Below are 12,243 nucleotides of genomic sequence, written 5' to 3'. Positions count from 1 at the left end.
TGCCGGGGCTCTGAGGGATCAGCCGCCGCCTGAACCATTCAGCTTCAGGCACAGGCGTACGTTCAGGTCGGGCATGCCCGCCACGGTGAAGTAGCGATCCCGTTGGTACCCGGGGACCTCCTCGCAGTTACGGGTTGAGCTCTTCCCTTCGAACCGAGCAAGGTGCCGTTCCGGCACTCCTTCAGGGACCAGATGGTGTCGTCGGACTCGCCGCGGACACAGTCACCTTGATCCGCGTTGTAGGCGGTTCCACCACTGTGCCGGCACACGAGGCAGACGGCCACGTCGGGGTTCTGGGCGGAGATCCTCGTCGGTCGTCGAGTGGCGCCGGAGATGCTTCCTTCCGCCCGCACAGCGGAGGCATGCATCTGGCCCTACATCGGCTTTCATCGATCACCAGTCGCCGCGAGATGAGGCCCAGGATCCGAGCACTCCCTGCGCATCCGGACCAGTTCGCCGACGTCCGAGCAGCCACGGAGCAGCATGGAGTCAAGTGTTGCCGCAACGGAGCTCTGCGGTCAGGTCACGTCGCCGGCACGCCGCGCACGGGTGCGGTCGCCCGGGGCGGGGCGACCGCACCCTGTCGGTCAGAAGTCCACGTGCCTCAGGTTGAGGCTCCGGCAGTTGTTGGCCGGGTCGAATGTCCACGCGTCCATGATCAGACTGAACCGGGTGTCGTGCTTGTACCCGGTGGCCAGCCGCGCGTACTTGGTGTAGCGGTACGAGCCGTCGGCGTACCGGTCCCAGATCGAGGACGTTCCGCCGGGCACCCGGTTCCAGATCGACCAGGTGTGGTCCTGGAAGACCGTGTTCTCGAACCGCCAGCCCTGGCACGAGGCGTAGCTGCCGCCCATGATGAGGCCCCAGCCGCTGTAGTAGTCCCCGGTCCAGATGCACATCTCCCCGGACCAGCAGTCCGATTCGTAGGCGGGGTAGACGACGTAGGCGTACGTACTGCCGGTCGGGCCGACCCCGGCCGTCGACGTGACCTCCCGCGCCGTGCCGTCCGGCTCGATCCGGTAGGCCTTGCGGACCCGCTCGGTCCGGTCACCGACGGTGGTGGCCTGCGCGGGGCGGTCCGGCTCGGCCGCGGAGACCGGTCCGGCCGGCCCGCCGACCACCAGCGCCGGGCCGAGCACCGCGGCCAGTCCGAGAACGGCCATCATTCGTGCCGCGAGTTTCATGGGTACCCCCTTCAGGGTCGGGCGGCGGCACTGGGCTCCCCCCTCGTACGAGCCCGGAGCCGCCGACTGCTGTTCCTCGACCCTGCCGGCACGGTCTGGTTGGCGACCTTACGAAGGTCTTAGCTGCCGGCGCCGCATAGCGTTGACCAGTACCGACCAGTCGCCCAGGACGCGGAGGAGGCATGGAGGTCCGGTTACTCGGCGCGATGGAGGCGCGCGCGGCCGGCCAGCCGCTCGCCCTCGGCCCACCCAAGCAGCGGGCGGTGTTCGCGGCGCTGGCCGTGGACGCCGGCCGGCCGGTCCGGGTGGAGACCCTGGTGGACCGGGTCTGGGACGATCCGCCGCCCGCCGAGGCCCGCAACGCGCTGTACGCGCACATCATGCGGATCCGGCGCCTGCTCGACCGGGCCGCCGAGCTGGACGGCGGCGCTGCCCGGCTGGACCGCCGGCCCGCCGGATACCTGCTGGACCTCGACCCGGACCGGGTCGACCTGCACCGCTTCCAACGTCTGGTGGACCAGGCCCGCGACGGCCGGTACGACGACATCCAACGCGTGACGCTGCTGCGCCAGGCACTGGACCTGTGGCGGGGCGACCCGGTGGTGGACCTGTCCGGCGGGTGGTTCGCCCGCTTGCGCGACGGCTGGCAGCAGCACTGGTTGGCCGCCGTGGTGGCGTGGGCCCGGACCGAGCTGCGACTGGGCAACCACGACGCCGTCCTCGGGCGACTGCCCGACCTGGTGGTCGACCACCCGTTGGTCGAACCCCTGGTCGCGGTGTCGATGCAGGCGCTGCACGCCGCCGGCCGGGGCGCCGAGGCCCTGGCGCACTACGCGGTCACCCGGGCGCGGCTGGCCGAGCAGCTCGGCACCGACCCCGGCCCGGAACTGCGGAACCTGCACCGGGCCATCCTGCGCGGGGAACCCGTGCCGGCCGGGCGGGGCACGGCCCGGCTGGTACCCCGGCAGCTCCCGACCCCGCCGCCGTCGTTCACCGGCCGGACGCGCGAGCTGGCCGCCCTCGACCGGGTCCGGGACGCCGCCACGGTGGTGATCAGCGCCATCGACGGGATGGCCGGAGTGGGCAAGACCGCCCTCGCCGTCCACACGGCCCACCGGATCGCCGACCGCTACCCGGACGGCCAGCTCTTCGTCGATCTGCACGGCCACACGCCCGGGATGTCGCCCCGCGAGCCGGGCGAGGTCCTCGACCACCTGCTGCGCTCCCTCGGTGTCCCGGGCCCGCAGATCCCGGCCGGGCTCCAGGAACGGGCCGGACTGTACCGCACCCGGCTGGCCGACCAGCGGATGCTGATCGTGCTGGACAACGCCGCCACCGAGGCACAGGTGGCGCCGCTGCTGCCCGGTGCGCCCGGCTGCCTGGTCCTCATCACCAGCCGGCACCGGTTGACCGGCCTCGACCACACCGGTGCGCTCTCCCTGGACACCCTGCCCACCCCGGACGGGGTCGCGCTGTTCGAGCGGACCGTCGGCCGGGACCGGCTCGGCAGCCCGTCGACCGAACTGCTGATCGAGGTGGTGGAACTGTGCGGCCGGCTGCCGCTGGCGATCCGCATCGCCGCCGCCCGGCTGCGCTCCCATCCCGCCTGGAATCTGTCCCACCTGGTGCTGCGGCTGCGCGACCAGGAACACCGACTGGCCGAACTCGACGCCGGCCAGCGCAGCGTCACCGCCGCCCTCGACCTGTCCTACCGGCATCTGAACCGTGCCCAGCAGGACGCGTACCGCCTGCTGGGCCGGCACCCGGGCCCCGACATCGACCCGTACGCCATGGCCGCGCTCCTCGGGGTGCCGGTGCGGCAGGCCGGGCGGACGGTCGACCAGCTCCTCGACACCCACCTGCTCCAGGAGCCGGTCCCGGGCCGGTACCGGTTCCACGACCTGGTCCGCACCCACGCGGCCGGCACGGCCGGCCCGGACCAGGCGGCACAGACCGAAGCGGCGCTGATCCGGCTGCTCGACCACTACCGGCACACCGCGGCACGGGCGACGGCGGTCGCCTACCCCTACGCACGGCGGCCGCCGCCGCCGGACCCGCCCGCCGGTACCCCCACCGTCGACCTGCCCGACCAGGCGACCGCGCTGGACTGGCTGGACGCCGAGCTGCCCAACCTGCTGGCCGCCGCGCGTCACGCCGGCACGCACGGCATGACCGCGTACCTGCCGTACCTGTCGGCCACCCTGCACCGGCACCTGCACACCCGGGGCCGGTACCCGACCGCCGAGGTCCTGCACCACCAGGCACTCGCGTCCGCCCGGACGGCCGACCGGCCGACGGACGAGCTGACCGCCTGGAACGACCTCGGGCACATCCACCGGTCCCAGGGGCGCAACGCCGAGGCCATCGACGACTTCCGGCAGGCGCTGCGAATCGCGCGCGCGACCGGCGAGCGGGCCGGCGAACTCGACGCCCTCGCCGGTCTCGGTGACGTCCACCGATCCCAGGGCCGGTACGCCGAGGCCACCGACTGTTACCGCCAGGTCCTGCGGATCGCCGAGGAGACCGACCGTCGCCGCGGCACGCTGGACGCGCTACACGGTCTCGGCCACGTCCACCGCCGGCAGGGCCGCCCCGAGCAGGCCATCGACCACCTGGAGCAGGTGCTGCGGATCGCCCGGGAGACCGGCCACCGGCCCCGCGAACTGGACGCGCTCAACGGGCTCGGCCTGGTGCACCGCACCCAGCGGCGGCAGGAGCGGGCTGCCGAGCACTACCGGCAGGCGCTGGCGTTGGCCCGGGAAACCGGCCACCACCGGGGTGAGCTGGACGCGCTGAACGGCCTGGGCGACATCCTCCGCGCCCAGGGCCGGTACCCCGAGGCCGTGGCCCACTTCCGGCAACTGCTCGACCTGGCCGGGGAAGCCCGGGACCGAAATCTCGAGTTCGAGGCCCGGCAGGGCCTGGGCCGGATCCGGTACGCCACCGGCGATCCGGCGACCGCCGTCGACCAGCACGCGCGGGCCCTCGCCCTGGCGGACGAGTTGGGTCAGCCCCTCGACCAGGCCCGCGCCCACGACGGGCTCGCCCACGCCCAGCACGCCCTCGGGCGGTTCGAGTCGGCCCGCGGCCACTGGCAGCAGGCCCTGGCCCTGCTGACCGGGCTCGGGGTCGACCAGACCGAGGACGAGGAGACCAGCACCGACGCCGTCCGCGCCCACCTGGCCCGCCTCGATCCGGCATCGTCCGAATGAACCCGCCGGCGGCGGTCGGCCGGAATCGGCTGGTGGGCCGGTGGGCACAGGGCTGCTCGCCGCGCTCGACAGCGAGCCAGGCCGAGCTCCGCGGCTCAGCGCCCGGGCTGGAAGCGGGACAGCAGTTGGCCGGGGTCGCGCAGGACGTCACCGACCGCGAACCCGCCGATGGACGTTCCGTCGAGCAACTGCGCCCGCGCGTCATCGGCCCGCAGCTCGGCGGCGCGGATCATCTGCGTCACCAGTTCGCCGAGCGTGAGGTTGTCGACGGTCCGTTTCGCCCGCGTGTTGATCCAGATCTCCAGCAGCTCCTTCGCCCCGGACACCCGGACGGTGACCTCCCCGTCGGGGATGTGGCCTCCTACTCGGTGTGCGGCGCCCGCTCGGCGAACTCGGCGGCCCGGGTCATCGCCGCCACCATGTCGCCGCAGATGCGGCGCAAAGATTCGACGTCCATCACCAGATCCGCTCGACGGCGAGTCGCAACTGGTCGAGCGCCACGCTCAGGTCCGTGGGCGGCGATGGGCCGGGCGGCGCGCGTCGGGTTGCCCAGGCGGGCGGTCGCTGCCTCCACGTTGCGCCGCAGGCGCTCGGTCCCACCAGCGAGGGTGGCACTACCGGTGGCGGAGAGGCGGTAGTAGCGGCGCAGGCGGCCGTCGACGACCTCCTCCCGGTCGACCTCGATGAGGCCCGCTTCCGTCAACCGGTCGAGCGCGCCATACAAGGTGCCAGGCCGCATGGACAGCCGGCCCTCGGACAGGGCAGCCACCTCCCTGATGATCCCGTAGCCGTGCAGTGCCGGGCCGGCGAGAGCGGTGAGGATTCAGAAGGTCGGTTCCCGCAGCGGTGTGTCCACGCCCGCAACATATCGACCGCGAAGGTATAGGAGGGGCAAATCGCCAATCAGGTCCTAACCCAGCTGATCTAGGTCGCATGCCAACCACGTGCCGGTAACGCTCCAAACGGCCGCGTCCCGGTGAATACCGCGGCCACTACCTCGATGTTCGCGTTGATCCGGTGATCATCTGCCCCGGGCCCCGATGGACCGGACCGGACGCCATGGACCCCACCGGACAGGGCAGGACGTAGGGGATGCTCGTCGGACGAGCAGCCACCGAGCAGCCACGCGTCCACAAGGGACGGACAAGCGAAGGGCCTGACCCGCGTTTCCGCAGGTCAGGCCCTTACGATCTGGTGCGCCCGAAGGGACTCGAACCCCTAACCTTCTGATCCGTAGTCAGATGCTCTATCCATTGAGCTACGGGCGCTTGGTGCTCGGCCAGTCTACACAACCGGCTTTCGCGCGGAGACTCCGGGATTCGAACCCGGGAGGGGCTTTAAGACCCCAACCGCATTAGCAGTGCGGCGCCATAGACCAGACTAGGCGAAGTCTCCCTGGTGGCCCCTGCAGACCACCGCGCCCGAGGATACATGCCCGCAGCGATCGGGAGCAAAGCGACTTCCCCCGACCGACCGACCGCCCGGCAGGCCGGAGCACTCGGGGGCCGCCAGGCGGTCGGTATCCCGGCTGTGCGCGAGCGTGATCGGGACTAGGCTCCATCGATATGCAGGAGCAGCCGCCGCGCGAGCCGACCCGACGAGAGCCTGCTGAGGGGGCGCGGCGGCGCTCCCCGAAGCCGACCTTCACGCCGCCGCCCGCGCCACCGGAGCCGGCGCCGCCCGCGCCCTCGCCGGCCCGGCCGGCGGAGGATGCCGAGGAGCGCCCCCGGCGGGTGAAGCCGGCCCCGGCGGTGCTCTTCCAGCCACCTGCGGACGACCCGCCGCTGCCTCGCCAGGCCGATCGTTCGGCCGGTCCGGCGCCCCGCGAGCGCGCCGACCGGGCCGGGGCGGTCGGGCAGAGTGGCGTCCCACACACGAGCGGCGCGGATCCCGTGACCACCGGAGCCACCAGTCTGGGGACACCGACCGACGTCCCTGCCGGGACGGCGGGGACGAACGGCCCGGACGAGGGCACGTCAGCGGGGCCGGTGGCGGCAAAGGCGCCGGGCGAGGGGTCGCTCGCGCCGGCCGCCGCGGAGCGAACGCGCCGCGCCACCCCCGCCAGCAAGCCCCCCGCGAAGAAGACCGCCGCCGGAACCCCGGTCGAGGAAGCCACCGCAGCGCGGGCCACCGCCCCTGCCCGGAAGGCCACCGCAGGCACCGCCACCCCGGCCGAGAAGACCGGGGCCAAGAAGGCCCCCGCCAGGAAGACTCCCGCGAGGAAGACGGGCGCCACGAAGAGCCCGTCGGCCGAGCAGCCGCGAGAGGCCGTCGACCTGCCGCCGGCCGCAGCAGCAGACACGTCCGCCGCCGGCGTGCCGAGCACCACAGCCGACGCCGGGCCGGCGAGCACCCCGTCGGGCCGTACGCCGGAACCGGCCCTGCGGGGGATCACCTCGCGGGTGCTCGGCCATCCCGGGTTCGCTCCGGAGCTGCTGGCCCTGGCCGCCGTCGAGGTGCTCGGCCCGCGTGCCCGTGACTGGGCGCAGGGGCTGCGCGACGCGTACCCCGATGCGGGTGCCGACGGGCTGGCCCGGCTCGCGACCCGGCGGTTCGTCCGGCAGGCCGGGGCGGGCGGGGCGACGGCCGCGCTGGCGGGGCTGTTCGCGCCGCTGGCCGAGCTGGCTGCGGTGCTGTGGGCCCAGGCCAACCTGGTGCTGCACCTGGCCGCGGCGTACGGCCGGGACCCGGCCCATCCGGACCGGGCGGTGGAGCTGCTGGTGCTGACTCGCGTGCACCCGGACGCCGGGAGCGCGGGGGCGGCACTGGCGGCGGCCCGGGCTGCGGACGGGCCCGGTGAGGCGCCGTGGCCGCGGGCGGCGGAGGCGGCGTGGCGGCTGGCCGCGCCGCTCGCCGCCCAGGCCGGTGGCTGGCTGGCGCTGCGGGCGGCGTCCCGGCTGCTGCCGGGCGCGGCGGTGCTCGCGGCAGCGGCCGGCGACGCGGCGGGGGCCGAGCGGCTCGCCGCCCGCGCGATCAGCGCCTACCGGCGGACAGCGGCTCACAGCCAGTCGAACCACTCCCTGGGCAGCAGGGCGTAGCCGACGAAGGCGAACACGTCGAGCAGGGTGTGCGCGACGACCAGCGGCATGACCCGGCGGGTGCGCAGGTAGAACAGGCTGAACACGACGCCCATCACCACGTTGCCCAGGAAGGCGCCGAAGCCCTGGTAGAGGTGGTACGAGCCGCGCAGCAGGGCGCTCGTCGCGATGACGGCACCGAGCCGCCACTGGAGCTGACGCAGCCGGGTGACCAGGTAGCCGACCACGATCACCTCCTCCAGCACCGAGTTCTGCACAGCGGCCAGGACCAGCACCGGCACCGTCCACCAGAGTTCGGGCAGCGCGGCCGGCACCAGCGTGGCGTTGACGCCGAGCTGGGCCGCCACCCAGAACAGCGCCAGGCCGGGCAGGCCGATCAGCGCGGCCAGGCCGGCGCCCCGGGCCAGGTCCTGGCCGGGCCGCCGGACGTCCAGGCCGAGCGTCCGCGCCGGGTCACCGGGGTCCCGCGCCAGCAGGTGTACGGCGAGCAGCACCGGCAGCAGCGCGAAGAAGATCCCGAGCAGCTGGTACGTGAGGTCCAGCCACGGCCGGGGCGACACCGAGGTGTTGAGCGCGGCGGTCTGCTTCGACAGCGGCCCGTCGGCGGCCAGCTTCGCGATGATCGACACCGTCGCGTAGACGGCGGACTGGCCGAGGGAGAGGCCGAGCACCAGCAGCGTCTCGGTGCCGAGCATCCGGCGGGTCGCCGGGCGGTCCAGCTCAAGTGTCACCGCACCACTGTGCCCGACGACGACGGTCGGCGGCAGCGCCGAACGAACCTCACGAGCCGATCGCACATTCTGTGCGACCGGTCGACACGCTCCGTGGACATTCTATGGGTGCCCGATCCGCCGTCAGGAGAAGGAGCGCGCCCCGTGGACGACTTCGCACGGCTGCTGAAGGAGAGCTGGACCCTGGTCGAGGAGCACCGGGAGCGGCTGGCCGGTCACTTCTACGCCCGGCTCTTCCTCCTCGACCCCGAGCTGCGGAAGCTCTTCCCGGTGCAGATGGCCGGGCAGGGCGACCGGATCCTGGAGGCGATCGTCACCGCCAGCCAGACGGTCGGCGACCCGGAGAGCTTCGACGAGTACCTGCGCTCGCTGGGCCGGGACCACCGGAAGTACCACGTCGAGGCGGCGCACTACGAGACCATGGGCGTCGCGCTGCTGGACGCGCTGCGCAGCACCGCCGGCGACGGCTGGAACCTGGAGTACGACCAGGCGTGGCGGGACGCGTACGCGGCGATCTCGGAGAAGATGCTCGCCGGAGCGGCGGCCGACGACAACCCGCCGTTCTGGCACGCGGAGGTGCTGACCCACGAGCGGTACGGCACGGACACGGCGGTGCTCACCTGCCGGGCGTTGCAGCACCCGCTGCGCTGGAGGGCCGGCCAGTACGTGAGCGTCGAGGTACCCCGTCACCAGCCCCGGGTGTGGCGCACCTACTCGATCGCGAACGCCCCGAACGACGACAACGTGCTGGAGTTCCACGTCCGTACGCCGGCGGGCGCCGGCTGGGTCTCGGGATCGCTGGTCCGCCGGGTGAAGCCGGGTGACCTGCTCCGGGTGGCGGCGCCGATGGGGTCGATGACGCTGGACCGCTCCTCCGAGCGGGACGTCCTCTGCGTGGCCGGCGGCGTCGGGCTCGCCCCGGTGAAGGCGCTGGTGGAGGAGCTGGCCAGCTACAACCGGACCCGGTGGGTGCACGTCTTCTACGGGGCCCGCACGGAGGCGGACCTGTACGGCCTGGCCGGGCTCCGGGAGTTGGTGGCGGCGCACCCGTGGCTGTCGGTGACCCCGGCGTGCAGCGAGGACCCGGACTTCGACGGCGAGCTGGGCGACATCTCCGACGTGGCCAGCCGGTACGGGCCGTGGACGGCGCACGACTGCTACGTCTCGGGTTCCGCCCGGATGGTCCGGGCCACCCTGCGCGTCCTCGCCGAGGACGACGTCCCGCCGCAGAACACCCGCTACGACACCTTCGGCGACCTCTAGAAGCGTTCCTCCCCCCAACCGGGGCGCGTGCCCCTGCCCCCTGGGGCACGCGCCCCGGTCCCCGACGGGCGGACCGGCACCGCCCCGCCCGACCACGTCCGCCCGGCCGTCCTTCCCACCCGGGCGGACGTGGTCGCGCACCCCGGGGAGCCGACCGGCACGCCACCACGCCACCACCGCAAGAGGGCACGGCGGCGGGAGGGCCACGACGCGCGGATGGGCGTCAGTAGCGCCAGGGGTGGCCGGTCTCGCGGTACTCCTCGACGGGCACCAGCGGCACGCCCGGCGCCATCCGGTCCACGTAGAGCCGCCCCTCCAGGTGGTCGATCTCGTGCGCGACGAGCCGGGCCATGCCGAACTCGAACGAGGTGATGATCCGGCTGCCGTCGTACTGGGCGTGCTCCACGTCGATCCGCAGCGGCCGGGGCACCAGGCCACGATGGTCGAAGAAGGAGAGGCAGCCCTCGTACTGCTCGTCGGTGTCCGGGGAGGTGTCGACCACCCTGGGGTTGAGCAGCACGACCGGGTCGGCCGACCGGTCGGGGGGTCGGACCACCGCCGCGGCGCGGCCGAGGTCGAGCTGCGGGGCGGCGATGCCCACGCCCTTGCTGAACGGGTGCAGCTCGTCGAGCCGGACCAGGGCCGCGCAGAGGCGGTCGACCACGTCCCGGGCCGCCTGCTCCTCGCGGGGCAGGTCGAACGGACGCGCCGGCTGGCGGAGCAGGTCGGCGCCGCGCTGCACGATGCCGATGCCGCGCATCCGGTCGCTGGGCCGGACCCGCCCGGCCTCCTCCGGCTCGGCGTCGGGCCGGCCGCGGAACCGCCACTGCAACCGGTAGCGCGCGTTGAGCGGCGGATCGTCGGTCGCCCAGTCGAAGATCACCCGGTCGGCGTCGTCGCGGCGGGTCACCGGCGTGCGCAGCGGGCCCTCCTCCGCCGAGAGCGAGGTCTCCGCGCCCCAGACCTGCGGGTCGAGGGCAGCCGGGAGATCCAGGCGTACGGCCATCTGCCTGGTGGGCAGCCGGACGGCCCGCTGGAACCACGGGCCCCACTTGTCGTGCCCGACGCAGTACGCGTACTCGATGGTGGCGCGGTCGCCGGGGTAGAGCGGGAAGCGTCGGTCGGCGTTCTCGAAGAGCAGCCAGATCTCCTTGAAGGCGTCCCGGTCGTGCTTGGCCCGCCAGTGCATCGCCTCCTGCTCGCCCGCGTCCTCCCGGACGGCCCGCAGCCGCAGCTCGGCGAAGGTGAGCGGATGCTCCCGGTGGTGCCGGTTGGAGCGCCCCGGGTCGTTCGGGTAGCGGTCGACGGCGACCCGCACCAGGTAGCGGGTGACCGGCTCGGTGCCGGCGTTGTAGAGCTCCCGCCGGATGACGCAGCGGTACGCGTCGCCGATATGAGTGAGCGTGGCGAGTTCCCGCTCGACGATGAGCCCGGTGCCGGGCGGCATCCACTGCCCGGGGACGGGCGGCTCCCGGAGGGCCCGTTCGGCGCGGGCGTGGCGCAGCTCGTCGTACTCCCGGAAGCGCTGCCAGATCGCGCCGCTGGCCTCCAGCACGGCCTCGGCGCGGCGCGCGAAGTCCTCGGTGGGGCGGTGTCGCCGCCCCTCGACGTGGCTGACGTACGACGGGTCGAACCCCATCAGGGTGGCGAGCTGCTTCTTGGACAGCCCCCGCCCCGTACGGTGCCGGGCGAGCTCGGCCGCGAAGGAGTCGGCAGCCCGATCGAGCGGTGAGGTCGTCATCAGCTTCCTCGTGGCCGGGAGTATCAGTTTCACGTTCTGTGGCCACGCGCACACGAGAAGTGCCGCCTTGCCGACACGAGCCTTGACAAAGCGATGTTTCTCGATACTGCGCACCGGCGTTTCCCGCCCCGACGCCCGGGTAGTACGCCGCACGCGGCGGAGTGATCCGCACCTCCCGATCCGGCGTAGGTGAGGCTTCCCTTAGCCCGCGAGCTGTGGTTAGGCTAGCCTTAGCTCAGCGACGGGCGCTTCGAACGGGGGATGAGTCGGATGACAGCGGTGATGCCTGGGCGCCAGGTCGCCGCCGCGCCGCTGGCCCCGGTCACCGCCGCCCTGCGGGCCATGTTCGGCACCGACGACGTGCCCGGCCTCGCGCCCGGCCTGCTGGTCGCCGACGAGTTCGGCTGGGGTCGGGCCAGCACCCTGGTCGACGGCACCCGGCTGCCGGAGTTCCTGCACTCGGCCACCCTGCGCTGGGGCGGCACCCCGCACGCCTGCGCCGCGCTGGCCTGGAAGTCCTACAGCTACTGGACGGCGCTGCCCGTGGTGCTCGGCTGGGCCTCCGCCCGCCGGGTGCCGCTGCTCGACCCGGCCGACGTGCTGATCCACTTCGAGGACCACCGCCCGCTGCTCACCCTGGGCCTGCGCCGCTCGACCACGGTTGCGGTGCTGCCGGGCGACCCGCTGGCACTCTCCGGGCTGCCCGAGGTGCGGGTCGTCGCCGACGAGGCCGAGCTGCTCCGGGTGCTCCGCGCCTCGCTGCTCGACGCCCACCTGGCCCCGATGATCGCCGCGATCCAGGCCGAGGTCCGGATCGGCGCGCGCACCCTGCTCGGGTCGGTGGCCTCCGGCATCGCCCACGGCATCCTCCGGGCCGCCGACGGCCTGCCCGGCTCCTCGGTCGAGACGATCGAGACCCTGCTCGGCGCGCTGGACCTCGCCGACCTGGTGGAACTGGTCCCCGGGCCGACGGGCGAGCCGACCGTGCAGCGCCGCACCTGCTGCCTCGCCTTCACCCTCCCCAAGCCCAAGATCTGCCAGGGCTGCTGCGTCCGCCCGTAACGCCCGAACTCC

Annotated in this window: 8 protein-coding genes, 2 tRNA genes and 1 pseudogene; 4 read left to right on the top strand and 7 right to left on the bottom strand. The window is 73.5% G+C overall.

The features are described 5' to 3' along the window. Window positions 1-587: 587 nt before the first annotated feature. Entirely contained in the window at window positions 588-1,184 is a 597-nt protein-coding gene (locus ACZ6Q9_RS16260) for a peptidase inhibitor family I36 protein (protein WP_396829266.1), read from the bottom strand. 182 nt (window positions 1,185-1,366) lie between these two features. Between ACZ6Q9_RS16260 and ACZ6Q9_RS16255 the strand changes: the two genes are divergently transcribed. After that, window positions 1,367-4,396: an AfsR/SARP family transcriptional regulator gene (locus tag ACZ6Q9_RS16255; RefSeq protein ID WP_396829265.1), complete on the top strand. Its 3,030-nt coding sequence runs from the start codon at window positions 1,367-1,369 to the stop codon at window positions 4,394-4,396. Window positions 4,397-4,491: 95 nt separating this feature from the next. Here the strand turns inward: ACZ6Q9_RS16255 and ACZ6Q9_RS16250 are convergent, their stop codons facing one another. The 4 genes and pseudogenes from ACZ6Q9_RS16250 to ACZ6Q9_RS16235 form a co-directional block, all read right to left on the bottom strand. Next, window positions 4,492-4,722: a hypothetical protein gene (locus tag ACZ6Q9_RS16250; protein WP_396829264.1), complete on the bottom strand. Its 231-nt coding sequence runs from the start codon at window positions 4,720-4,722 to the stop codon at window positions 4,492-4,494. A 197-nt stretch (window positions 4,723-4,919) separates the two neighbouring features. Then, a pseudogene (locus ACZ6Q9_RS16245) lies at window positions 4,920-5,219 on the bottom strand (PadR family transcriptional regulator); the annotation flags it as partial. A gap of 369 nt (window positions 5,220-5,588) precedes the next feature. Then, window positions 5,589-5,664, bottom strand: a tRNA-Arg gene (locus tag ACZ6Q9_RS16240). A 36-nt stretch (window positions 5,665-5,700) separates the two neighbouring features. After that, window positions 5,701-5,791 (bottom strand) — tRNA-Ser (locus tag ACZ6Q9_RS16235). A gap of 170 nt (window positions 5,792-5,961) precedes the next feature. Here ACZ6Q9_RS16235 and ACZ6Q9_RS16230 point away from each other — a divergent pair. Further along, a complete protein-coding gene (locus ACZ6Q9_RS16230; RefSeq protein ID WP_396829263.1) occupies window positions 5,962-7,434 on the top strand; it encodes a hypothetical protein in 1,473 nt (490 codons plus the stop codon). Here the strand turns inward: ACZ6Q9_RS16230 and ACZ6Q9_RS16225 are convergent. Next, window positions 7,395-8,165, bottom strand: coding sequence for a CPBP family intramembrane glutamic endopeptidase (locus ACZ6Q9_RS16225; protein ID WP_393259346.1), 771 nt, complete (start codon window positions 8,163-8,165; stop codon window positions 7,395-7,397). The two genes, ACZ6Q9_RS16230 and ACZ6Q9_RS16225, sit on opposite strands and share 40 nt — an antisense overlap. Before the next feature lie 144 nt (window positions 8,166-8,309). On the opposite strand from ACZ6Q9_RS16225, the gene ACZ6Q9_RS16220 reads away from it, so the two are divergent. Beyond that, a complete protein-coding gene (locus ACZ6Q9_RS16220) occupies window positions 8,310-9,428 on the top strand; it encodes a globin domain-containing protein (protein ID WP_393259347.1) in 1,119 nt (372 codons plus the stop codon). 223 nt (window positions 9,429-9,651) lie between these two features. Here the strand turns inward: ACZ6Q9_RS16220 and ACZ6Q9_RS16215 are convergent, their stop codons facing one another. After that, window positions 9,652-11,169, bottom strand: a complete 1,518-nt coding sequence (locus tag ACZ6Q9_RS16215) for a peptide deformylase (protein ID WP_396829262.1) — start codon at window positions 11,167-11,169, stop codon at window positions 9,652-9,654. Window positions 11,170-11,451: 282 nt separating this feature from the next. Between ACZ6Q9_RS16215 and ACZ6Q9_RS16210 the strand changes: the two genes are divergently transcribed. Further along, window positions 11,452-12,231, top strand: coding sequence for an IucA/IucC family C-terminal-domain containing protein (locus ACZ6Q9_RS16210; protein ID WP_393260607.1), 780 nt, complete (start codon window positions 11,452-11,454; stop codon window positions 12,229-12,231). Window positions 12,232-12,243: the final 12 nt, after the last annotated feature.

This window comes from Micromonospora sp. NPDC049139, from assembly GCF_055586845.1.
This window is presented reverse-complemented; position numbering and strand designations above follow the sequence as displayed.